Below are 24,509 nucleotides of genomic sequence, written 5' to 3'. Positions count from 1 at the left end.
ATCCGGCCACGTCCATCGGCTTTCAGACCGCGTTTGGATTTCAATATATCCACCCATAACCGGGTTCGATTGAATTTTTCAAATAGTATTATTAACTGTAAAGAAGGGGTTATTCGTGAGCACGTCTTTGCCAGGGTATGGCCGAATCAACCGAGGCGGTAACCGACACCTTCGCCACATTGGCAGACCCCGTTCGTCGGTACGTCCTGTACTACCTCTCCGAGCAGGAGACTCCAGTCTCTTTCGACCGTCTCACCACTCGGGTTGCCGCCTGGCGCACCGATAGCACCCCGGACGTCGTCGACGACGCCACCCTCACCGAGATGCGCACGGCCCTGTATCACGTGCACCTGCCGAAGCTCGCCGATCTCGGCGTCATAACCTACGAGTCCAACCCCGGGGAAATCGCCCTCACCGACGACACCGTTTCCCTAGACCCCTTCTTGGAGCCGGCACGCCGGGCGGATCTCTGGACCGAACCGCCGAGCGAACAGCCATAAGCTCGGCTACGGCCTTCGGCTGGTATGGCACATGCTGATGACGAAACGAAGACGATGATTTTCGAGTCGGCGTTCGACCCAACGAGTGGTTCCGTGTCTCTGCGAGTCGTCGATGCCGTCGCAACGTTCTATGAGGTCGAATCGACTGATCTCGACCCGCTGTACCCGGTTATCGACCTGGACGCACTCGATCCTGTTCGCCCCAATCCAGGCCGATCGGAGTCTGAAGGGAGAAGTCACGTTCCAGTACGAGAACGTGGCAGTTTCAGTGACGGAACTATCCGTCTCAGCGATCCTGAGTAATGTTGTTCCGGTGTGAATAGACCCTCAGTTTAAACGAATCTAATGCCCACGCCAGGGGTTACTGTTGTGCGAGATTGGCGCACTCTATTCAGCATGGCTTCAGCGAACGCTTTATAATTGATAATTTCAACGGAGCCGCTTTAATCACATCCAATTGGTTCTCAGCAGAGCTAGAACTCCTCTCCAGTGGATTCGGCCTCATTCAGTTGGTCGTACATTTCGTCTGGGAATGGGAGACTTCCCCAGATGGAGTATGGGCACTGCTCCTGCCCGATGCAGTACCGCTGCATATCGTCGTTGTCGCAGTTCATCGGAAGCGGGGTGTCGCCACCAATCGTATTCGAGAACTCGTAGCGAATCTGGTAGTCGGTGACCTGTTCGTCGTACCACGGCCATCGTGAGAAGATGTCCTTGAGATCCGCGACAATCGTCTCGAGGTCACTGTCCTGGTACTGGGGCAGCCACATCACCATCCGAGCAAAGCTGTACAGATCCTTTCGGACTGGCTTCTTTTCGCGGAGGCGTTCGGCCATGTTCGCCATACAAGGAAGTTCAAACAGATCCTCGATTGACTCGACGGAGAGTGGCTGGACGCCTCGCGAAGACTCCTGAATCCGATAGTGGTTCGTATTTCCGTGCTGTCGGATAGTGAGGCTCCGGTGGTCGCGCTGGGATGCAAGGAGATTTCCGAGACTTCGTGGACTCGAGATACGATTACACACGTCCCGCTTCCAGTCCGCTTCCGGATCGTACGCTTCCACTGCTTCAAACAGATCCTTCGCCGAGTGGAACTCTCCCAGCATGGCGACTTCGTCTGGAGCGTCTCGAATTGCCTCCCGTAGCACACGAATAGTTCGCTCACCGGGGTCCCAGTCTCGCCAGATTCGTTCGTGGTGTCCCGTCTCGATGAAGCGATCGATGCGTTCTGTGATGGCTGATTCATTTGTCGTCAGCCACGTGAGCTGGTCTTCGGAGAGGTTCTCCTCTTGGACTCGCAGGAGCTTCTTGAACGCACGTCTGGCGTACTCGCGATACTTCGTATCGAAATCACCGACTGGCACGTGGAGGCGATTGTTCTTGACGCGAGTGAGCAGTTCCCCGGCCTCTCCTGTCTCGGTGTCGGCGTGAACGAGGCAATTCCTCGACGCCGCAGCCATCGGGATTTCGAGGTACAACCCACCACCGAACTCGGGCATTTCTTTGATTCCTGTACAAACACGGCCGGGGTGTGGACCATCCTCTCCGGGGGCTTTCGCGTACAGCACCTCTGCGATATTCTGTTGAAGACTCCCATCACCGAACTCTCGAAGGAGGGAGGCGAGATTATTGACGTACAACTCTCGAATATCGTAGAGAACCTGCACCTTTCGCGGTGGAGCGTGCTCGAACTTCGGGTGTGCCTTGACGCAGATCGCGCTCAACGTCGCGAGGACGGCGAGTGTTCCCGGTTCGTCGACGAACGGTTCCTCTGCAGCGTTTGTCCTGATGTTTTCTTTGAACGCCGCCGTTCCGAACCGCTCGAGGTCGTTCAGCAGATCTGCTGGTTGATCTTCGCCGTCGACGATGTAGCGATTGTAGCCCCGCGTGAACAGCTGGTTTATCCGCGTCGTGCCGTATTCCAGCGGGAGCGTCGCAACGCGATAGGCGGTACGCTCGTCCTTGACAGGCGTCGACTGAGTCATGACTGGAGCACCTCCGGTGTCGCAGACCGAACGTCGAAGTCCGGGCTCTCAATCGGCGTGACGATACTACAGACGTCAGCGTGCAACGAGTAGGGTAGCCGGGCGACCCTCCGACGATCGGCGGTAACCACTGGATCGATGGGAATCTCGTAGGTGTCTTGTAGAAGGTCGTTCAGCACTTCTCGACTCTTGGCGTCGTACCGATGAGCGGGGTCAGTATCGAGGAGATAGACGTGAACGCCCTGGCCGCTGTACACCACCATTGTGTCTTCGGCGTTGAAGTCGTCCTCGAAGATCTCTCGCACCTCGAAGCCGTACTCGATGGCCCGTTCGATATCCTCGAAGGAATACGGGTAGCCTGCTGGGTCTGCTTCGAGAATCCCCGCAGCATCGAGTAGTGTCTCGCTATCCTCCGAAACATCCTCGTCCGATACTGCTTGCGTTGCTCGCTCTCGGGCGATCGTTTTTGCGTCGATATCGACGAGGAGCACCCACGGCCGTTCCCAATGATCGAGTGCGTAGTAGACTGCATCAGGACACGGGTCTGGTGTGTCGAGCAAGTCGGGATCTGCGAGCGCGAAGTCACTCCGACCGAGTGGATCGTTTCGTGCTGGATGGCGGATGAACTCAAGGACATCGTCGAAGTCGTGGAACGCCGCCGTGATCCGCTCACCTGAGACGTTCGTCTGCCACGTATCTCTTCGGATGAAGTCCTTGTCTGGGACTCCATCTTTCCGTACCGGGTGGGGGCCTCGAAACGCAAGCGCGTACTGTTTTGGCCCCTTCGCTGTGATGAACGACGGGAGCTCGTCACGGTACGAGGGGAACTCCTCGGCGTAGTACCTGTAGATCTCTTCGCGAGTCGCCTGGCGCCACGTCATGAATTGAACTCCTGATCGAGTTTGTTGAAGCTCCGAATCGTCGTCAGCCCAGCTGCATCGAACGATTCAACGGCCTCTCGAATGTCGGAGAACGATCGGGCTGCACGGCCACTCACACTGTATTCTATCCGATCGGCCTCTGCGAGATGGTCTAATACCTCCACGGCGGTCTCGCGTCTGTTGAACGCCCAGACAACGTTTGCGTCCACCCGACTCTGCTTGTCGTAGTCGTTGACCGGAGCGTGTTTGTTATTACTCGCGAGTTCGGCTTCACCGACCCACACGAGTTCTCCGTCAGCATCGAGACCGGCAACGTCGAACACCGTCTCCTCATCGTACTCGTAGTATGGTTCGACCTTCTCGACATCGTCGCGGGCTTCTAACCACAGTTCGAGCAGCTTCACACCGACCTTGTGCGGCGTCTTCTCACCGATATCCCCCTGACCAGGGCCGACCTTGAGCTTTTGGCCGAGCAGTTCACGCCCTGCCGGAAGGACGGTGTAGTACTTCCGACCGCATGCTCGTCCTTCCTCCAGCAGGTCTTGATCGACGAGTCGTTGCACGTCCAGGTCGTCAAAGTCGTTCTTGAACGCACTCATCGAATCCAAGAGCGTGTAGTCCGGGGAGTCACCATTCATCACGTCGAGGATGCGAGTCAGGAATCGGACGTCGTCGTGAGTGAGCCCGCGCCGTCGAAGCTCGTCATCTGAGACGGTTACACCACCAGCCTGTACTGGTGACGATCTGTTCTCGTCGACAGTTGTCTCCTCCGCTTCAGCGGCTGGCTCTTCTGACGCAGTTGACTCGGGATCTCCAAACAGTAAGTTGGTGGAGTCCGCTTCTTTCTCTTCATCAGCTGCTGAACCACTGGTTGCTTGTCCGATAAACGACGACTGCGTCGAGTCCACAGGGCTATCCGATTCTGCGGATGTCGACCGTGCATCGTTCGGTCTACTTCCCCATCCTTCATTATCGGCTGCCTCTGATTCGCTTGCCCCCTCAGCAAGCCCGTACTGGGTCTGTGTTCGCTCCGACAGTTGAGGGAGGGCTACGGTCTCGAAGTGGTCCTCCTGTTCGACAGAGAGTGGCTCATCGCTCTCTGGATGGCCGGCTGCTATCGGGAGCGGCTTCACGGAGAACGGGGCTGGACCCGTCTCCCCGAATGACGGGCTCGGGAGTTGCGCGATCCACTCTCCGCTGGGGAGCGTGTTGACCCGATTTCGGAGATCAGTCGGGCTCAGGTCTTCGTGGGCCAGCGACTCGGCGAGGTCGCGTTCGATGGAGATGTTCCCGATAAGCTTCGTTTTGATGTTGTTGAGGACCTCGTCGTAGGCACGCTCGCTTCGATTCCTGACCTGTCCGGGGAACTGCATCACCAGTCCCATGCTCAGGCCGAACGACCGACCCTGGGGAAGCAGCTGCTCGGAAACGAGTTTCGTCGAGGCGACGGGGGCTGCCTCCTCGATGATGAGGTTGGTGAGATTCTCGTAGTCTGTCTTCCCATCACGTCGACGCACCCGAACCGCATCCCAGAGGTTACTCAACAGAAGGAGTGTAATTGCTCGCTGAGCCTCCGGACGGAGATCACCCAAGTCGAACAAGATTGTGGCATCTTCGTCGAGGAACTCGTGGAAATCGAATCGGTTGTCGATGTATTCGCCATCATCGCCCTGTTCCGGAACGTGACTGAAGATACGTCGTAGGTGCGCGTCTTCTCTTAGTTTATCGAGGCGGTTCCCGACGGCGTCCATCGAGATCTGGAATTGACGGTCATCCTTCTCGAAGTGGCGCGTAAGCGACTCCTCGACATTTTGGTTCTCGGCAGCGACAGGCGGGACTGTCCGCTCGCGTTGCATCTGGAGTGCAGCCGCAAAGAGATCATCGAGGCCGAAGGCGTCACTACCGTATTCCTCGTCGAAGAGCGCCTTGATGAGGTAGCTGAGAATCTCGTTGGCGACGAACGCCTGTTCATACTGTTTGCGACCCATGACCATCCGCATGATGTCGTGGAAGTGATCGACCTTGTCTTGGATCGCATCCTCGCGCCTCCATCCCGCATCAAGTGTCGAACGAATATCGAAGAAAGAGAAAGCAGGGAGGGTTTCGGGGACACAGAACTGATAGGTGTTGTCCAATCCGTTGAATCGGGTATAGTGACAGCGAAGATAGTTCTCACACATTCCATCGCCTTTCGGATCAACGATAATAACCGGCCCACCTGTCGTCTCCCTGAGAGCCAGCGCATCATTGATGATTGCTTTCGACTTTCCGCCTCCAGTCGATGCAAACCTTCCGTAGTGTCTTGTTAAGAGATTTGGCGGAATCCGTATCGGGTCTGGTTGGATAGTACTATTTTCATCAAGTGCATATCCGATCGCCATCCCCTCACGGAACTGTGCCATCAAATCGGGATTCGGTCGTGGCAGTGGATTGCGGCTGCGCTGCTCTGAACGCGCTCCACGAGAGCCCTCGACAGTCAAATCCTCGGCGCTCGGGACAACGATCACGTTTGCGAGTTCGTCCGCATTGAACACGAAATCTGGCCGCTTCTTCCCGCTACCAGCGATCATCTCTCCGTTGAGAACGCGCTCGAGATGGCGTTGAGCTCGTTTGGCTTTCTGCCGATCGAGGAATCCTTTCTCTCGGATACGGCGTCCGTAGAGTTCGTAAAACGGACCGTCGAGTGGATGGAGTGCTGCCTTCAGCTGCTCGAGTTCTGCGCGGATCTCAACATCGCCGTCATAAGCCATTGCAACGGCTCGAGCATTGACAGTGAACGTTCGACGCGGGTGTTTGCTGTCGATTCTCTGAATACGGTTTTTTGTCTCCTGAGATAGCTCTCGATCTGCAGGATCTGCATCGACAGGCTCGAGCCACGAGCCGATGAGGTCTTCGGCCCAGGTATCGCGTCCCTCCTTGAGATTCATTTTTCGGATTTCAGCATCATCCCGCCAGTCAGGTTTGCGCTGCCAGAGAATCTGATAAACAGTGGGGACAGTCATTTCATGGAGGACTTCAACAACGGCCGAAAGCGGTGGTCGCTCTGATTCGTACTCTTCATCGGGTTCGTCGACGACAAACGGCGCGATGGTCGTCATCCAGTCTTCTTTGCGCCCAGTTTTACCGAGCCACTCGACCCCCAGTGGAGAGGGGGTCGGGGGTTCGTCTTCTACGTCACCTTCATCGGAATCTTCCAAATCAGTCTCTCCCGAATCAGTTCGAATATCCTCTCGATCCAATGCCCCCTGTTCCTCAGACTCGAGATCTCCCTCCGCCAAGTCGGATTCAGGTATGAGGACTGCCTCAAGATCGAGTTCTGTTCGCATAACCGTGAACGTAGTCGGGTAAATCGACCTGAGACGCTTCTCGAGCGTGTTGAGATGTTCTTCTTGGTTGACCCCGTAGTAGAACTCAACTGGAGCATCAGGACCTGCAGAGACGGCGAGGAATTCGAACGTTGGTGGAGCTGTGTCCACTCTGGGCCTCACCCGGTTCCAGAAACTCTCTGCCGCTGGGTTCGACAGTTTATGAAGGCTCTCAAGAACTGCCGGAATATCCGACCGACGGAGTGGTCCCGACGTCGGAGTCACTTTCAAATACTCACTACTACTCATGTTTCGATTCACCTCCGTGCTTACCGCCATCAGTCTGTGGTGGAGTTGATACTTGGTGTGAAGTCGCTGGATTAGTATTCATAGATAGCTCTGTAGGTGTGTCTGCTGAACGGCCGGGCAACTCAGTCTGAGACTGGGCTTTTGGATCGAAGTCGATCACTGCCGTCTCGTCTTCCATCGCTCGAACTTCGATTCCGCGCCACTCACCGTCGACGCCGACGAGCGCCTCCGAATAGCCGGTTCGGTCGTTTCCGGGAACAGCCTCCTGGACGAAGCGCATCTGTGCCGAGTTGAGGCCGAACTCGTTGGCCCACTCGTGGTCCATCCCGTCGAGGTGGTGGAACTGCTTGATCGCACACTGGTCGATGATTGCCTCGGACTCTGGATGCTGGAAAAACTCGTCGACGGTCTGGGTGACGAGGCGAATCGAGAGGTTGTGGTGGCGGTGATGACGGAAGACGATCTCGAGGTACTCGAGACTCGCCGCATCCTGCATGATGTACCGGGCCTCGTCGATGACGAAGACGACCTCTTTGTCCGTCTCCTTCGCACGCTCATAGACTAGCGAAATTAGCAACTGCATGATGAGACTCGTGCTCCCACCGAGACTGCCCTCCTGCTGGGCGAGGTCGAGATAGATCACCTTCTCGTCGCGGATGTCGAACTCTGTCTCTCGGCCCAGATTCTCGTACCGGCCGTCTTCTGCGAACGGACGAAGTTGATCGATGAGCCACGTCGCGTCTTCCCCAATTTTCGTCGCTTCCTCGTCAGTCCGTACGACGTACTCCGTCGGCGTCTCGACCATCTCCTCGAGGATATCGAGGACGTCCCGCATCGTTGGACTCTCATTGTGATGCGTCGCGATATCGTCGGTGATTCCGTTGCGCGTATATGCACGTTCGATCGCGGTCTCCAACGTTGTGCGACGGTCACCGAGCGTGATTCCCCGAAGCGCGAAGTAGTTCGAGAGGAAGCTCATCACACTATCGAGCTTTTCACGGTATGGGCTGGCGTCCTTCCCCATTGCCCGTTGGACACGCTCGGGAGTCGGCTTGATCTCGAGCGGGTTCAGCCCCATATCCCCGCCGATTGTGATTCGTTCGCCACCGAGGGCTTCGGCGACACCGGCCCAGTTGTTCAGTGGCTCGAGGATGATCCCGATACGGTCCTCGCTTTGCTCGATTGAGCGGATGAAGTTCTGCTTCGAGCCGAACGATTTCCCAGATCCTGGGTCACCGATCGTAAACATCGCATAGCCGTTCTCTCGAGCGAACGGATCGATGACGACCGGGCTTTGGTTCTTCCAGTGAACGCCGAACTCGACGCCACCGTCCTCGAGAATCGTGGCATTGTGTGGCGACGCGAGCAACGCACCGACCGCACCACCGAGTGCTGTGGCCTCTCGACCGAACGGATTGGAACCGATCGGAGCTGCAGCCTGGATAGCAAGGTCTTGCTTACAGATGGCTGTCTTTGGCGAGAGTCCAGCGGGTTGTTCACGAAGCCGGCTCCGAACCGTCCGGACGGCGTCACGAAGCTGATCACGTGACTCCGATCGAACCGTGATAAACATTCCTTGCTTGAACACCCGGCTCCCGTTCTCGACGCTCTTGTACGTCGATAGCGCCTCATTGGCTCGTTCCTGGAGATAGCTCCCACGGACAGTACTCTCGAGGTCAGCATCGGCCTGGAGGTCGTCAGCCACTCGCTGGAGTTCGTCTCGAGCTTGTTGCTGACTCTTTGGTGTGATGTGGATCGTCAGATCGAACTCGACGTCCGTGAGCTCGAAGAGTTCGGTCAGATAGCCGTCTTTCGGGTAATCCGGATAATCCGCGACGTAGAGTGTGGACGTCCACTGATCACCGACGTGAGCGGTACGCGTGTCCCACTCGATCGCCGCCGGCGCGACGACGTGTTGATGATGTTCGGCAATGTCGTCGAGGATCTGACCTTCCTCGAGGCCGTCTTCTATGGTCGTCTCCTCGAGGAGATCGGCGAGTTCGACTTCTTCGACGTCCTCGGCACGCCAGCGGTCCCACGCCAGCTTCACGAGAAGCGTGAACAATGCCGTTGCACCGATATAGAGGGCAAGGCCAGCTTGTGTCCCTGGATCGGAGAGTGCGTCGATCACTGATCGACCCTCCGTTGATGGTCGATCACTGGATGCTCACGGATCGCATCGGCTCCGTCGTCGTACTCGTGTTCCTCGCCGTTCCAAAAGTCCATTGAGAGGACGAACAGTTCGACCGTCGTCAGTCGATGAGCCGACCACCCTGCTGCCTTCTGGATGAATTCCGTCTGGAGACCGTGGCACCGATTCTCGAGTTTGTCGAACATGGCCGCCCGGATCTCCGCGTCGGTCATGTCGTTGCGACGGGTCACGAACGGGTTGAACAGGAAGCCAACCACCGGAAACGAGGTGAGTTTTTCAGCAGGCGACTGTTCGTCCTGGTACCGATCGTAGACCTCGAAAGGGTCGACTTCGACGCCGATGAAATACCGTACCTGTTGGGTTCCCTCGAGGTCTCGTGGACGTTGCTCGCGATACTCCTCGAGTAACTCCTTGAAGATCGGATTCTGCTTGACGTCACTGTCAGTGAGCCGCCCATCGATCCTGGCGATCAGTTTCTCGACCGGGAACGACCGCGTCGTGGCGTGGAATTTGAGCGTGAACTCGAGTTCCTTGTTCGCGAACTCCTCTCCAAGCTGCTGGATCTGCGCCCAGTCGCCGGACATCGCGAAGTCCATGTTCCCAGGATCGATCTCGAGGTAGGCTTCCATCGCGCCATCTGAGCGCTCGATTGCACCGGCACCAGGCCACGCTCGCCTGATGTTCGTGAGGTCCTGTGTTCGCTCGTCCGGTTTGAACGGCGTATAGCTCACGAGTCCGCCCTCGGTACTCGCTTCAGTGGACTCTGCTGTGGCCTCCGTGCTGTACGTAAACCGAGGCCGCTTGCAGTAGTGGCGGTAGACGTCTCCCAGCCATGTCGACGCCGGGAGGTGGTTGGGTGACGCGTAGACGATCGACCCACCAAGGACGACACCGAGTAAGACGAACGGTAAGATCGCACCATCGAGTCCCGTGAGCCCACCAAAGAGGAGGCCAGCGATCGGGAAGCCAAGGAGCACATAGACGTCTCCCTCCTCGATGTTCAGAATCGGTATGCGACTCTCTTCACCCAGCTCATCCATGATTCGACGGCCAGCTGCATCGTGATCTCGTGTCATTCAGTAATACCCCGGATCGTTCTCGGTGCGACGGTACGCCGGGACGCCTTCTTGGCCGTACGCATCTGTCGCAACGTTATCGTGGTCGGTTCGTCCTCCGCTAGCGGTGCTCGAGTTGCCAGATGACTGTGGTGAGTTGCCTCGCTGACGCACTTTCGAGGCGACTGTGTAGCCTGCAGCCGCCTTCGGACCCCAGGTTGCCGCTGTCGCCGCCGCAGCGGGGCCTGCGACCGCTCCCGCACCAACGACTGCACCGGCTGTCACGGCCCCTTTCGTCGTCGCTCCGATGATTTTCGTCGTCATCGGACTGGCATACTTGAACAGCTTCCAGACGATGAGAATCGAGAGAAGCGGCAGTGTAACCGCAATGAGATAACTCAGAAACGAACTATCCGGAACGAGTGTCGAGTCTGTCCCCTCACTGAACAGGAGTTCATACCCTTTGAACAATAGCGCTACCGGGATCGGCATAATCGCGAGTGGCACGAACTTCATACAGACCGTGCGGGCGATGTGAGAGACGACAGGAAGATTCCCATAGGCCAGTGCGATACCGATAGGCATCGCATAGATCAAGATGTACAATAGAATCTCGCGAAGGAAGAACAGCGCCTGTAAGATCCACATGGCGACAGCTCCAACTCCAGTGAGGAAGAGAGCTAGAGCTGGGTTTGAAACGGTCAAACGGAGCAAGTCGATCATAGTATCTGTTACCGTCGAGATATCTGGAAGGAGGGCAATGGTGAAGCCGTCGACGAGATAGAGAGCTAACACAGCGACCCAATACCACGTTACAATCAGGAACGCACCCGTCCAGGCACTGCGCTTTGCCTTTCGCGTCTCGTACGCGCTGCCGATATTGAAGATCCGGATCGTATGCCTTCCCTGGACACACATCACGAGCAACAACAGGGAAACGAGCATGATCTCCCCAGCAACGAGATTGTTGTGAATTTCTTCCCACGGTGTGTTCGACGGCTGACCGAACACGAAGGCGCCATCCGTCTCCGGTGTTGGCGTGCCGAAAACTTGTGCCGTGACGGCCTCATATCCATCTGCCAACCCCTCCTGAAACCATTCGATGAGTTTGTCAACTGCGTCTTCGAACCACTTGATCCCGATATCCGAGAGTGACCACGACATTACGATAGCTCCTCAATTTCGATCTCACAATCATCGGGAGCGGTACCAAGATAGTGGATAACGTAGTCAAGAGTGAGATCTATGGCATGGGTTGTAGAGAGACGAACGATGAACTGACCGTCCCGTCCAACCGAATCGCATTTTGATCGTGTACCCGCTGGCGAAAAGGGGCGCGTGTTGCTGTAGATGAGTACCGTCTCTCCTGCAGGTAGAGCTATTGACTCTGCATCCGCTCCAAAGTCGCTCTCCGGATCATGGATCCCACTCTCACCCGCCTCATCGTAGCTCTCATGTGACGGGAAGGGGACATCACCTTCGAACCGAAGCGCGGTAGCTGCGGTCGGCCCAGTTCCCCGATTCGTCACAGTAAGTATCGCCTCTGCTTCCGTACTGGAGTCTCTCGCACCCTCGTACATCTCCTCGGGGTAATTCCTGGCCAACCGGAGTTCTGTTAACTCGAGGTCCGGTTCGAGCGTAATCGACGTCGTCTCAACGGTCTCCTCGTCTGCAAGCCCAATGAGTTCGTATTCGCCAACAGGATAGTCGGTCCCAATCTCGATCGCAGTTTTGGACACCCCCGATTCAATCGTTTGTTGGGCAAACAACTCGCCAGAGGGATCGATAAGGTTCAGTTGGTCAACCGCATCCCGTTCGAGTTCAACCACAAGCTCGAGTCCCTCGACCGCGACGCTCTGGAGAACGTCTCCACTGGAGTTTGTCGACGAATCATCGTCATCAGAATCACTCAACGCAGAACAACCAGCAAGTCCAGTAGTGATCCCGACGAGTATGCTTCCAAGAACGGTGCGTCTATCGAGTGATGTCTGTTGAATTGTCATAACGTGTCTCTCATTTTCAAGAACGAGCCGATCCGCTTCGCTGCGTACAGGGCGACCGCAAAGGGAATGGCATATCGGATAAGATCGACTAACAGTGTGAACCAGCCTGTCGGGGTGGCCAACGGATGCCACGTTTCTGTGGCTGTATCACCGATATAGGCAGGGTTATGCGAGCGCCACGAACCGGGATGATACTCTGCGGTGTAGATACCTGGCTGGTGGACAGTTATCTCAGCAGTACCAGCTGTGTTCGTTTGCACCTGCTGATCGTCGATCGTAATGTAGCCCTCACGCGACGTAGCGCCAATCAGTGAGAATCGAGGATCGTCGAACGGACTCTCGAGCATGATCGGTGCTCCCGTCTCAGCATCACGAAGCTCGATCTGCAACGTCACCGCAGTCGCATTCGATTCGATGATTTCGACAGAGAGGTCACTCCCGCGTATCTCCCGTTCCGACCCTCCATCGGGTTCAATAATTTCTGCTGAGACACCGCGAACAATCCCGTCGACTCTGATAGCATCTCGATCGATGCCATCGTAACGGAGAGCAAGCCCAGAAGAACGGGTGTACGTCTCAGAGACGACATCGATGTCGACGTTCTCGTGAATCGAGAGTTCTGGAGACGAACTCTCTGTCCCCCAGACCTCGAGAATGTCGGGGCCATCACGGATGGGTTCTGAACGTGGGCCCAGCTCGGATGGATACGCGTGGACATATACAGGAAGGGCGTGAGATTGTATCGTCTCTTGGCCATCCCGGCTCGAGTGTATCAGATCGTCCCAGTTGGTATCTCGAGCCGTGTAGTATCGCCACACACCACGGACGTTCGCCTCACCATCATCGGAAAGCGTGTACCCATGCCACGGCTGGGTCTGATAGATGGCAACACCGCTGTCGCCGTTTGGATACGATGCGTGGTAGATCGACGCCCGTAGATCGTAAACCTCCACATCGAGGTCCTGAGAGACGGTCACCTGGTCGGTGATGACCTCCGTCTCATTGCCACGATCGCGTTCGACTCGAGCGTTGATATCCGCCTCGAGTGTGAGTGTTGCCGGGCCACCACGATCGAGTGCATATTCGAATGTTGGAGTCTGTGTTCCTCCTGTGGTCTCGACCACGTCGCCATCGTGTAAGAGGCGGACTTCGTCGATTCCGTGGTCTTGGATTGACGAGTTGCTGTCGAGACGAACACGATAATCAACGAATCCACGGAGTTCGCCTTCCGGAGCGATGTAGTGGACAGTCTCATTTGCATCAAGATGTGTTCTCGTCGACGGCTGGATCGAGAACGTCGTCGCGTGTGCATCGACGATGAGGACAGAATCTGTTAGCTCTGCATGAGTAGGATAGATCGAAGTCTCTGCATTTCCACCCTCGAGTGACTCGTAATCGTATGCGGTCCAGCGTTCAGCGGTATCTGGAGGTTCTTTGAACGTGATATCCGTGCAATTGCCGAGTTCCTGCATGGCCGTTCGTTGTTCATCGTATCGCTCTTCGTACTCGGTATCACTGAGACACTCATTCGATTCTTTCGACCAGAGCGTCGCCGTCTCGTTGACGTCTAAGTCACTGTCGTCAGTGCCCGGTCGTGGTGGAGAGTCGGCACTCACGGCAGTCACCCCTGCAAACGCGAGCGTGACGGTAACGAGAGCGAGCACCGCAACCATGTGAGGACGAATGTGATGCACGAGCGGAGTGAATCAGAGACGATCCAGGGTGTAGCGTTGAGTTACCACGGGACGAGGTCGACACACTCAGCGAGTGGAAGCCCCATCGCCGATCCAGCAACCGTATACAGCGGTCCGAGGATCACGAGGATAACTGCAGACTTCATCGCCGTCCGTTTGTGCTGTTTGAGGCTCTTTTTCTGCTCGATGTTCATCGTGAACATCTCAACGAGTGAATCAGCCTGCCAGACCACAACCAATCCCATAATTCCGAGCGCAGTCGTAATCTGGAAGAATCCAGAGATCATGTCTGGCAAGCCTTCAGCGTCACACACGACGCTGTCTTGAGCCAAAACGGGGTCTACAGCGACAAGCGAGAGGATAAGGAACGAAGCGAATCCGCTACGTACTACTCGCTGTCGAAGAGCATTGGGATTCTGTTGTTCACCAGGAGGACGATCTCTTGTCGTCATTGAGAGACCTGACCTCTACTAGATCTGTATCGAGCCATCTCGCTGTGCAGATTTGCGGTGAAGCCACTGTTCAACGGATTGTATCGACTGCAACCTGTTCGAGAGAATGTTTGCTTTCGGTTCCTCAATTTGCTCATTGATTGTCGAAATACGATCTGTCGAGATAGAGCATATATCTTCTGTATTTCTAAAATGATTCTAGAAATTGATTGTTTTAGAAGACGGATTTCCAACCAATCAGGAAAATAGAAGAAAATAATGAAAGTCAAATTTTCGTGTGTTTTGAAACAGAGTTACCCCACGGAATTCAAAGACTTCACTCTGTGGGGTAACTCTGGACGATCGGCCTTCAAAACCATCGACGCCAAATCTCCCAGCGTATGTGTTATACCCGCTCACAAACATTGCATTAGCTCGTAGTGAACTCAAAACACACCGGACAGTGCGTGAAAGGATTGTTGAGCGGCTCTCGCGGTAATCATACAAATAATAGATCGAAAGTTGGTGGGTAAGCCAGTACAAGATTTATGGCGTCAATATGGCAGATCCTCGGTTTGTTGCTGCCTCACTGAATTTTTATAACATCCAAACTACTAATGGAGTATGACAAAGGACTCTGGGAGGTCTTTGTGTACTCATTTGGCAGGAGTATATGAGGGTCTTAGTCCCAATGTCGGGCTACTTAGGACGCTCGCTAACAGTGTCGGGACGACGGTCGTAGTTGCCATCTTCGTCCTTTCTGGATTGGTCGTCAGTAACGGTGATCTTCGTGACTGATCCAGATCCATTACGAGTCGAATATACGACGGTGACGGAGCTTATCGAGTTTATTACGTATGCTATCGAGAGTATCAGTCTCGGATTCGACCGGTGGGACGAGGAGTATGTACGTGGGCCAGGACTGTATTTCGTAGTCGTGACAGGGGTTCATTCCAGGGCGTATGCCGATCCACTGGGGGAGAACACGTGGCCGGTGGAGACCTGTCGAGTCGTGACGGAGAATCTCGACGGATTCGTAGAGGCAGCGCGAGCAGTGGGCCATTCACGCGATGGTGCGATTATTATCAGTACAGATGGAACTATTCAGGAGCAGATGGTTCGAATCAAGAGTCTGGGTAACAGCGGATCAGGAGCAGAAGACGAGAGGGTAGAGTCGGCCGACTGGATGGGAACGAAGCACCTCAGCGCAGTCGAAATATCCGTCCGCGAAGAGATCGTCGCAGCTATCACACTTAGCGAGGAAAACGGCCGAATGACCATCTTCACAGAGGGGACCTACAACGACTATCAACGTGATGAGTTAGGTGGTGAGTGGCGTTCTACAGGTGATTATGACGAGAGCTGAAGGACGCTCCAATGGTATTATTCTATGGATATTGCATTCTATTCCGGCATGACCTCTGATGAGAACTACGTTCAACTCTCGACCCAATTATCACCGTGAGCACGATAGCCATCGAACTCGCCCTGTTTGATCTCGCGTTCAATCTCGGTGAGTGTCTCACGATCGAGCCGAACGATGTGACACAGCGGATGGCCGGGGGCCGCGACTGGGTTCTCCAGTGCACCGACGATGAGCCCGTCGAACGGTGCGGTGACGACGTGTTCTTCGGTCTTGAAGTGGTTGGTGATGGTACAGATCGTCTCGTCCTCGTGAACGAGGGGGTACGGTCCCCACTCCATCTCGACGAGGCCGCCGGTGTCGGCTCGGAGCCACCGTTTCGTGCTGTCTGCGGCTGTCGTCTTGTACCAACCTGGCCAGTGGACCGGCTCCCCGGGTAAGAACTCGTACTCGGCGAGTACACTCTCAACGCCTTCCAGTGCCTTCTCAATGAGGACCGGTTGGAACCGGTGGGCACGTCCCATCTCAACAGTAATTGTCGGGATGTCGGCGGCGGTCGCTACCGACCGGAGCGCCCCATCATCGCCCTCACCGTACAGGACAACGTTCGTTGCAAACGCCCGTACCAGCCGCTTGACATCTGGATTCGTCAGATCGGCACGAGCGTGGTAGATCGTCGTCCGGTTGCGGGTCGAAGTGTGAAAGTCAATACCAATATCACACTGGGCGATGAACCGGTGGTAGATCTCGTAGGCCATACGATCGGTAGTGTTCCCGCGTTCTTTCCCCGGGAACGATCGGTTCATATCCTGATCGTATATCGGCGTGTACCGCTGTTGGGCCTCGTAGGCGGGAATGTTACAGACGTGCAGACAGATGAGCGTCCCGTGGAGGTCCTGTGGCGAGTATCGGTCGGCGATCTCCTGGACAACTTTGACACCGTTAAGTTCATCGCCGTGGATCGCCGCGCTGAAAAACACCGACTTTCCGTCATGCTCTCCGTTGATGACTGTAATCGGTATTTCGATCGGGTCGCCGAGGTAGGTCTCACCCACCTCATATCGGATGTGACGCTTCTCTCCTGGGTCAACCTCCCCATCATACTGGAACGGTTCCGGTTCGGAACGTATCCGGTTCATGACCATCGATTGGATGGACACTTCAAAAGCGCTCCGTCAGAGGATATCCAATGGTGAGACGTTTAACAACTTCTGGAGCCCTCTACCGTGAATGCCATATGAGCCCCATCACCTTGATAGGCGAAGGCGACCGTGGTCGGGCTTTCAAGTATCTGCTGACATTGAAACCGACATTCATTTTCAGCAATCTCTATAGCTATTCTAATCAGCATACGGTGCCTCATATCGTTTGAGCTAATCGTCTGTATTTTGTTCCGCTATGTCTTCACTCACTGAATTGGGAAATGCCACTTGTTCATTACCATCTTCGAACCGAACCGTGTTTCCTGATTCATAGAACGTTAATTCACGTTGTGGGAACGGTATCTTGATTTCTTCCTCACGGAAGCGTTCATCTATTCGTTCAATCAAGAAGTGTCTCGCCCGTCCTCGCAACGCTGGGTGTTCAATATGGCACTGCAATTGCGCGACAATAGATGAATCTCCGAACTCCTGAAATCGAACGACTGGACCGGGTGTTTCGAGTATTAGGTCTTCTTCTTCAGCAATTTTAAGCAGTGCTTCTTTAGCCTGTTGAAGGTTTGATCCGTATGCGACACCGACATCGAGTCGTATACGTCGACGGCGTACAGGGGCAGATTCGTTGATCACCTGTTTTGAGTTCAGTTCGGAATTTGGGACAGTTATGGCTATATTATCTCTCGTGAGTATTGTGGTACTTCGAATACTCATATCGATAACAGTCCCTCGCTCACCTGATTCCAGCTGTACCACATCTCCTAGCTTGTAGGTTTTGTCCAGATACAGTGAGATTCCACTAAAGAAGTTCCCTAAAGAATCCTGAGCAGCAATACCAAGGACAATCCCGATTATCCCAGCAGATGCGAGTAACGGTGTAACGTCGACGTTCCAGATGCCTAAGAGCAAGAAAAAACTGGCAACAATAACCAAGAATGTGAGTACGTTTTTGAAGATCGGCGTGATTTCACGGTCGGTTGGAGCATTATTGCTAGCACCAATAATACGTCCTCCGAGACAGATTGTTGCATAGGCCCATAGAACCAATATAATGGACATAGCAGTAGAGGCAATATAGAATCCGATTCCTACCTCCGGAAGTAATCGAGCACTTGCATACACTCCGACGAGGAAGATAGTTACATATAATGGTACGTGAAGTTCCTCAATGATGATTCGGTCGTACTCACCAGTTGCCAATCTCTTCGACTGATGTAACACGTGATACCCAATTGATTCGATTATTTTTGCAGCGACAAAGGAGAATGAGAGGATTAGAATAACCTGTATCGAGGTCGGGATCGTCTCAAGATATTCGCCGACGATACTCTCCATAGCGGGATACAGTCGGTAGGCGTATGATAAGCTTTTGCTACGTGGGCAATTCCAGTAAGAGACCGAGGAACGGCGTTCTTAAGCCCTTCGTCCAATAGATTATGAGTAAATTATGGCTTTTGGCTCCATGCAGTCCCTGAAAGGACGCGTCTACGTTCTCTTGGACGGCACAAATACTGAGAGTCGCCTATCACTCGGAACAAACCTGTTTATTATGGGCTTAATTGTTCTGAACGTGGCGACGTACGTTGCAGGGACGGTGGATTGGATCGGCGCCCAGTTCGGCTGGTACATCTACGCATTCGACGTGTTTTGTGTCGCCGTTTTCTCCGTCGAATATGTCCTCCGGGTGTGGTCGTGCACTGTAGACGAGCGGTATTCATCCCCGATCCGTGGTCGGATCCGGTTCATGCTTTCCCCGTATGCACTCATCGACCTGTTAGCCATATTGCCGTTCTACCTTCCCGTGATCATCGGTGAGCAAGGAGCTGAGCGGATGCTCAGAATTTTCCGTCTCTTCCGACTACTCAAAATCGCGCGGTATTCCGATTCAACAACACTCATTACGGATGTTTTCCGGCGAAAATCCCACGAATTGGGGATCACTATTTTAGTTATGAGTATTTGGCTTGTATTTGTTTCTAGCCTTATGTATTATGTCGAACGTGATGCACAACCTGAAGTCTTCACTAGCATACCAGCATCGATCTGGTGGGGCATTGTTACGCTAACCACAGTCGGTTACGGTGATGTGGTTCCAGTAACGCCACTTGGACGAGCATTCGGTGCAATAATTGCATTACTTGGGATTGCTCTCTTTGCCCTACCAGCGGGTATTATTGCATCCGGATTTGCCGAGGAGCTTGATAGTCGCCGTCGGGGGGATCAATACTGTCCGCACTGTGGTGAACACGTAGATGATCTCGATCACGAACCTCCAGAGGAGCTCGACCCAGCAGAGAAACCTAAGCCTTAGCGTTCACTGAGAATCTTCCGAACGTAAAAACGAAGCCTGCTCCGAATCAGAACGCTGGATTTTATTTAGGCGTCGAATCTATCACACCACAACCCGGCTTCAATATCCCACTACATCTACTATGTCAGAAATCGTACTTGCAGCTGACTTCGCCATAATCATCGTCGCAGCGGCTGTTGTCGGATTGTTGGCAAAACAAACCGGACAACCGACCATCATTGCGTATATCTTGACCGGTCTGTTGCTTGGCCCTGCCGTATTCGGCGTTATCACGCCGGGCGAACTCACTGAGACGATGGCAGAACTCGGTCTTGGCTTCCTCCTGTTTTTACTCGGCATCAAAATGCGGCTTGATGACGTTAAAGACATCCTGCGACCAATCGTCAACATTGCAGTTCTTCAGACGATTCTTCAAACTGCGCTTGCATTCGCCGTGGCGTGGTTTCTCGGTTTTACGCTCATTGAGACGATCATTATCGCATTAGCAACGGTCTTCGGTGCGACGCCGATCATCGTCAAGATTCTCACCGACAAAGACGAAATTACGGCGATGCCCGGCAAGATTGACGTCGGGGTACTCATCGTTCAGGACATCTATCTCGTATTCGTGCTTGCATTGTTGGGTGCGGGTCAACTCGACTCACCGACGGAGATTGGCGTGACAATCGTCACGATCACCGTCCTCATTTCCCTGATCGGAATCATCGCCTTCGCGTCGTCACGATACCTCCTCCCGCGGCTTTTCCGTCGCATCGCCGACAACAAGGACATCTTCTTTTTGGTCGCAATTGCGTGGGCGTTCCTCTTCATCCTTATTTCCGAAGAGTTGAATCTCTCACTCGAAGTGGGCGCATTCCTTGCAGGAATGTCGATCGCACAACTGCCCTACAGTACAGAACTTGAGGATCGGGTCGGGCCAATCACGGACTTCTTCATCCTCGTCTTCTTCGTTGCGATCGGCCTCCAACTCGAAGCTGCAGACTTGTTTGCCTACTGGATGGAGGCTATTATCGCCTCGGTCGTCCTGATGGTCGGGAACTTCTGGATCATGTTCTATCTGATCGACCGCGAGGGGTTCAGCGTCGAAACGTCGTTCCTCGGAAGCTTGAACATGATTCAGGTGAGCGAGTTCTCACTGGTCGTCGGTGGAATCGCCATTACCGCGGGCTTCATTGACGAACCTATTCTTGGCTACCTCAGCCTGATGGCGTTGATGACGATGAGCATCTCCGTGTATATCATCAATTACAACCATCAGATCTACGACCGCGTCCAGCCGTTCTTCACCCGCTGGGAGTCCGAGGAGAAAGTCGATGCCGAGCTACCGGAGTACAACGATCACGCAGTCGTCATCGGATACGATGAGATCACGAAAAACGTCTTGCCCATTCTTGACCGGGAGTTCGACCAGCTGGTCGTCGTCGATCGAAAAGCGGCCCATCGAGAAGAACTCGAACAGAAGGGTTACGACACTGTGTTTGGGGACTTCAGGCACACAGAAGTCCGCAAAGCCGCGGGGCTGAAACGCGCGTCTTTCGTCTTGAGTTCGACGATGCAGCCGGAGGTGAACAAAGCTTTGCTTTCGGAACTGTCGAGTAAAACGACGGTTTTCGTTGAGGCGAACTGGATCGACGACGCGCGCGAACTCTATAAATTGGGGGCGCACTACGTCATCATGAGCACCCATCTGACGGCCGAACGCGTGAGCGATTACTTGGAGTTGTACTTCGAAGATCCTGACGAGTTCGAGCGGATGACCAAAGTCGATATTGAGCGAATCCAAAAATACCCAGCCGAGGGGCTTGACATGGATGGCGTGTCGATTCTTTCGTGGGACGAAGACGCTGCCACAAATGGGGGTGAAAAGGAATGACAGAACTCTTGACCGCAATGGGAATTATCTTCGTGATTGCTGGCGTATTCCTGCTGGGAGCGCACTACTTTAGACTGGCAACCGTTCCGGCGCTGATCCTCGCAGGAATCGTCGCCGGACAATTCATTCAGGAAGATATTCTTCTCGAAATTGCACAGTGGGGTATCGCATTCCTCGTGTTCGTGTACGGGGTAAATCTGGAGTTCGGAGACATCCGAAACGTCTTACGGGACAGCGAACTTGCAGCCTTCGCTCAGTTTGCAGTGATTAGTACCGTTGGATATGGGGCTGGACTTTTACTCGGATACGATGCGCTAAACGCGGCCTATCTCGCCGTCGCCGCGGGACTGAGTTCGACTATCGTCGGGACGGCATCGCTCCAATCGGAAATTAGAGAAAACCTCGTGTACGGTCGGCTCGCCAATTCCATCCACTTCATTCAAGACCTAATTGCCGTTCTCCTCATACTGATCCTTGCCGCAGAGACGTTCACCACCGAGGCAGTCGGTCAGCGACTCGCGATTGGCATCGGTCTCTTGGTGGTGGCTTTCATTATCAGCACGTATCTGTTCGATTACCTGCTCAAACTCGCCGAAGGGTCTCAAGAACTCCTATTGATCAGTAGTGTGTCAATCCTGATCGGATTTATGGCCATCTCCGAATTTCTCGGTATTTCGATCGTCCTCGGGGCCTTCGCGGCTGGTCTAGCGATCAAGCGAGACTTCACGCGCAACCTCGGAATGCTCAACGGGATTCAATCGATCCGCGACTTCTTCGTCGCGATTTTCTTCGTTACGGTTGGTGCTCTTGTAGCAGTTCCAACGCTGGAGATCGCACTTGCTGCTCTCGTCTTGATTGTCCTCACTGTTCTCGTCAAACCTCTCATCATCATCGCGACGCTGCTTTGGGAGGGATACGATACGCGAGCCTCGACATTTACCAGCCTCAGTCTCGATCAGGTGAGTGAATTTGCGCTCATCATCGCAATTCAGGCACTCATCCTCGATCACTTACTCCGCGAACTGTTCGATGCAATCGTCCTTGCAGCTGCAATTACAATGATTACCTCCAGTTTCACGCGTCGACACGACGATCAGATATACCGGATGCTTTCGGAGCTGGGACTGGACAAATTCCACGGCGAGAAGACTGATGACCGAAGTCAGATCGAACCCGATCTCCATGACCACGTCATCGTCGTTGGATTCGGACGGATCGGTCGCCAACTGGCGTCCCAGTGTGAACAGATCGGTCGAGAATTTGTTGTCATAGAGAACGACCCAGCTCGGTTTGGAGAGCTCCAAAGCAGCTGTACGCACTTCGTGTTCGGAGATGCGCTACACGACTATACGTGGGAGAAGGCCCAACACGAATCGGCTCAGTTGATCGTTTCGACCGTCGATACGACGTACCTGTCTGAGCGAATACTCACTCTCGACACGGACGCCGAAATGATGCTCCGCTCTTCTAATGCTGAAGAAGCACGCTCGCAGTTACAGCAGGGGGCGGATTATGTGATCATTCCAGATTTACTGGCAACCGAACAGTTGACGGAACATCTCAAAGACGTACTTGCCGGAGACGTGGATCGAGAGGCATTACGAGAACACCACCTCAAAACACTTGACGAGTTCGAACAGGCCGGGTTCGCCTCACTGGGCAAAACAGAGTATGATGATGGACAGTGGTGAGTCTATCTAATTCTTAAGGCAATCGGGGAATAACGCTGTGTTATGGCTTCACCGACGTTTGCAATCCAGCGAATCCTACGTGCGCAACGAAAGCTAGACCAGACCCCACAATCACCCCAAGTGAATCCCCGAGACGATTATCGGGAAATTCTAGAAACAGTACACCAACTTGCTGATGAAGAGACCCACGACGATCTGATGGGCTGGGTAATCGTCGAAGCAGTTCACGACAGAAAGCTTCCAGACCCATCCGAACTACGCGACCGAGCTCGAGAACTCTGTCTGTATCGCGAAATCGACATTCCAAATGATTCACCCCTTCGCCGGTAATCAGCCGAAAGAGTATTTTTACGTAGGCCCGTGCAGAACTCGATCAGTATGGAAGTCCGCGAATCAAATCCCAAAGGCGTCCGTAAGCAATACGAGATGGACATTTCAAGTGATGAAGAGTTAGTCGTCACCGTCAGGAAGTCCGGTCAGAAAGATGTTCATCTCCGAGAGTCACCGGATGAGGATGCATCAAAGCTATTTACATTATCAGATAAGGAAGCACGCGTTTTAGGAATGATACTGATCGATGCGTATCTCGAACCGATATCAAAAAGCCCTGAATAATAGCCAATATATCAGAATAAGTAGATATAGTATGCGTCAGATGATGTCCTGAGATCTCAAAGGTTATTGTTCTCGGATGAATAAGAGCCTATATTCGCAGACGTGAATAGGGTAATGATATGGTAGACGTCCCAAGTAAAGGAGCAGTAAGGGATGTTCTAAAATATAATTTCAACAAATACGCTATCTCTTTACTGATAGTAACTATCGGGCTATGGATTGCTGGATTCATCGAGTACGCAGTTATTGCAATGCTGGTACTCTTACTCGTGGTCGTAATACAGAATCTATGGTTGGCCTATAATGGGTTGTTTGAATAGCTACTTTTCATTAACTTCGGAAAGGGCCGTAGAGATATCACGATCGGTTAAATAGCCTACTATCTTGTTGGCTTTCTCGACGAGTAGATATTTCAGGCCTTGCTCTTCCATTATCGCAGCAGCCGTTTCGACATTCTCGGACTCACCGATTGTAACCACCGGAGATAAAGAGCAATCGCCGAGGGTCGTTGATGAAGGGTCTTTCTGTTCCTCAACCAGTTTCACTGCCTCTGAATGAGTGAACACTCCGACAGGCTTGCCATCGTCAGTAACGACGATCAGGTCCGTCTCTGGCTCGGTGAGCTTTTCCAGAGCACGAGCCGCTCTCCTCTCCTTTTCCAGCTGTTCTGTCTTCCGTCTCATCACTTCTCCAATATAGAACGGGATCATACGCACAGATCAGGCTACGTTCATATATAACGTGTCCTCTCTATTGATCTCAAAATGTTATTTTCACCCAGTGCGTCGGCTTCTTTATTATTGTATCTCTGACCAAATGACCCAGAATAGGATTGTTATGATATGAAATCCCCCAACGAGGCTGGCAGCAGTTGTACTGACCAACCCGAGACTGAGAAGCCACAGAACCGCAGCGATAAACGAGACCCACTTTAATTTCGTCCGGTTGATATCGCCTCTGATGCCGCGAGAGAGGATCCGTCCAACAACGTCACTTTGACTTTCTCCGTATCTTCTTGCCTGTTGAAGCTTGCTCATCATCTCGTCCGGGAGTTCGATAGACTTGCTGTTTGTCCCCATAGTAGAATATGTGTCCTCCGCATTTCATAGGTCTAATGGTGACTATGGCTCGTCGGTCAATCCTTCCCGGACTACTATAAGTCGTCTTGCGTCCCGCGAATTGAG

The 24,509-nt window shown here is 53.7% G+C and carries 20 protein-coding genes; 8 read left to right on the top strand and 12 right to left on the bottom strand.

The annotated features are described in order from the left end of the window. Positions 1-137 precede the first annotated feature (137 nt). Together NLK60_RS16645 and NLK60_RS16640 are read left to right on the top strand one after the other, a co-directional pair. Positions 138-500, top strand: coding sequence for a DUF7344 domain-containing protein (locus NLK60_RS16645; protein ID WP_254810536.1), 363 nt, complete (start codon positions 138-140; stop codon positions 498-500). Positions 501-524: 24 nt separating this feature from the next. Beyond that, positions 525-803 (top strand): HalOD1 output domain-containing protein, encoded by a 279-nt coding sequence (locus NLK60_RS16640; RefSeq protein WP_254810535.1) that lies wholly within the window; start codon positions 525-527, stop codon positions 801-803. Positions 804-973: 170 nt separating this feature from the next. Here the strand turns inward: NLK60_RS16640 and NLK60_RS16635 are convergent, their stop codons facing one another. The 9 genes from NLK60_RS16635 to NLK60_RS16595 all read right to left on the bottom strand — a co-directional run bounded on the left by NLK60_RS16635 (position 974) and on the right by NLK60_RS16595 (position 14,336). After that, positions 974-2,485: a primase-associated protein gene (locus NLK60_RS16635; protein WP_254810534.1), complete on the bottom strand. Its 1,512-nt coding sequence runs from the start codon at positions 2,483-2,485 to the stop codon at positions 974-976. Further along, positions 2,482-3,366: a bifunctional DNA primase/polymerase gene (locus NLK60_RS16630; protein ID WP_254810533.1), complete on the bottom strand. Its 885-nt coding sequence runs from the start codon at positions 3,364-3,366 to the stop codon at positions 2,482-2,484. The genes NLK60_RS16635 and NLK60_RS16630 overlap by 4 nt, the downstream gene beginning before the upstream one ends. Continuing rightward, positions 3,363-6,692: an ATP-binding protein gene (locus NLK60_RS16625; protein ID WP_425499084.1), complete on the bottom strand. Its 3,330-nt coding sequence runs from the start codon at positions 6,690-6,692 to the stop codon at positions 3,363-3,365. The genes NLK60_RS16630 and NLK60_RS16625 overlap by 4 nt, the downstream gene beginning before the upstream one ends. Positions 6,693-6,972: 280 nt before the next feature. After that, the gene (locus NLK60_RS16620; RefSeq protein WP_254810596.1) at positions 6,973-9,111 is read right to left on the bottom strand and encodes a VirB4 family type IV secretion system protein; all 2,139 of its coding nucleotides are present in this window, start codon (positions 9,109-9,111) and stop codon (positions 6,973-6,975) included. Continuing rightward, on the bottom strand, positions 9,108-10,208 hold the full coding sequence (locus tag NLK60_RS16615) for a TraC-like domain-containing protein (RefSeq protein ID WP_254810595.1): 1,101 nt from the start codon (positions 10,206-10,208) through the stop codon (positions 9,108-9,110). The genes NLK60_RS16620 and NLK60_RS16615 overlap by 4 nt, the downstream gene beginning before the upstream one ends. Then, entirely contained in the window at positions 10,209-11,351 is a 1,143-nt protein-coding gene (locus tag NLK60_RS16610) for a TrbL/VirB6 family protein (RefSeq protein ID WP_254810594.1), read from the bottom strand. It abuts the gene before it with no gap. After that, positions 11,351-12,100, bottom strand: a complete 750-nt coding sequence (locus NLK60_RS16605) for a hypothetical protein (protein ID WP_254810593.1) — start codon at positions 12,098-12,100, stop codon at positions 11,351-11,353. The genes NLK60_RS16610 and NLK60_RS16605 overlap by 1 nt, the downstream gene beginning before the upstream one ends. Before the next feature lie 86 nt (positions 12,101-12,186). Next, positions 12,187-13,863 (bottom strand): DUF8186 domain-containing protein, encoded by a 1,677-nt coding sequence (locus tag NLK60_RS16600; RefSeq protein ID WP_254810592.1) that lies wholly within the window; start codon positions 13,861-13,863, stop codon positions 12,187-12,189. 62 nt (positions 13,864-13,925) lie between these two features. Beyond that, positions 13,926-14,336: a DUF7985 family protein gene (locus tag NLK60_RS16595; RefSeq protein ID WP_254810591.1), complete on the bottom strand. Its 411-nt coding sequence runs from the start codon at positions 14,334-14,336 to the stop codon at positions 13,926-13,928. Between the two features lie 769 nt (positions 14,337-15,105). Here NLK60_RS16595 and NLK60_RS16590 point away from each other — a divergent pair. Then, positions 15,106-15,681 carry a diadenylate cyclase gene (locus NLK60_RS16590; protein WP_254810590.1) on the top strand — a complete coding sequence of 192 codons (576 nt, stop codon included), beginning with the start codon at positions 15,106-15,108 and terminating at the stop codon, positions 15,679-15,681. Positions 15,682-15,752: 71 nt separating this feature from the next. Here NLK60_RS16590 and NLK60_RS16585 read toward each other — a convergent pair whose 3' ends face one another. Together NLK60_RS16585 and NLK60_RS16580 are read right to left on the bottom strand one after the other, a co-directional pair. Continuing rightward, entirely contained in the window at positions 15,753-16,817 is a 1,065-nt protein-coding gene (locus tag NLK60_RS16585) for a succinylglutamate desuccinylase/aspartoacylase family protein (RefSeq protein ID WP_254810589.1), read from the bottom strand. Between the two features lie 234 nt (positions 16,818-17,051). Beyond that, positions 17,052-18,170: a mechanosensitive ion channel family protein gene (locus tag NLK60_RS16580; protein ID WP_254810588.1), complete on the bottom strand. Its 1,119-nt coding sequence runs from the start codon at positions 18,168-18,170 to the stop codon at positions 17,052-17,054. Between the two features lie 127 nt (positions 18,171-18,297). On the opposite strand from NLK60_RS16580, the gene NLK60_RS16575 reads away from it, so the two are divergent. The 5 genes from NLK60_RS16575 to NLK60_RS16555 all read left to right on the top strand — a co-directional run bounded on the left by NLK60_RS16575 (position 18,298) and on the right by NLK60_RS16555 (position 23,645). After that, entirely contained in the window at positions 18,298-19,146 is an 849-nt protein-coding gene (locus NLK60_RS16575) for an ion transporter (RefSeq protein ID WP_254810587.1), read from the top strand. A gap of 121 nt (positions 19,147-19,267) precedes the next feature. Continuing rightward, a complete protein-coding gene (locus tag NLK60_RS16570) occupies positions 19,268-21,019 on the top strand; it encodes a cation:proton antiporter (RefSeq protein WP_254810586.1) in 1,752 nt (583 codons plus the stop codon). After that, positions 21,016-22,710 (top strand): cation:proton antiporter, encoded by a 1,695-nt coding sequence (locus tag NLK60_RS16565; RefSeq protein ID WP_254810585.1) that lies wholly within the window; start codon positions 21,016-21,018, stop codon positions 22,708-22,710. Before NLK60_RS16570 ends, NLK60_RS16565 begins: the two co-directional genes overlap by 4 nt. Before the next feature lie 378 nt (positions 22,711-23,088). Further along, complete coding sequence (locus tag NLK60_RS16560) at positions 23,089-23,325, top strand: cation:proton antiporter regulatory subunit (RefSeq protein ID WP_254810584.1); 237 nt, start codon at positions 23,089-23,091, stop codon at positions 23,323-23,325. Positions 23,326-23,444: 119 nt separating this feature from the next. Beyond that, positions 23,445-23,645, top strand: coding sequence for a hypothetical protein (locus tag NLK60_RS16555; RefSeq protein WP_254810583.1), 201 nt, complete (start codon positions 23,445-23,447; stop codon positions 23,643-23,645). Here NLK60_RS16555 and NLK60_RS16550 read toward each other — a convergent pair whose 3' ends face one another. Beyond that, positions 23,646-24,035, bottom strand: coding sequence for a CBS domain-containing protein (locus tag NLK60_RS16550; protein ID WP_254810582.1), 390 nt, complete (start codon positions 24,033-24,035; stop codon positions 23,646-23,648). Positions 24,036-24,509 lie beyond the last annotated feature (474 nt).

The sequence above is a fragment of the Natronosalvus amylolyticus genome, assembly GCF_024298845.1.
In the GTDB taxonomy this organism is placed as follows: domain Archaea; phylum Halobacteriota; class Halobacteria; order Halobacteriales; family Natrialbaceae; genus Natronosalvus; species Natronosalvus amylolyticus.
The sequence above is the reverse complement of the archived record's forward strand: the minus strand, read 5'-3'. Positions and strand labels throughout refer to the sequence as shown.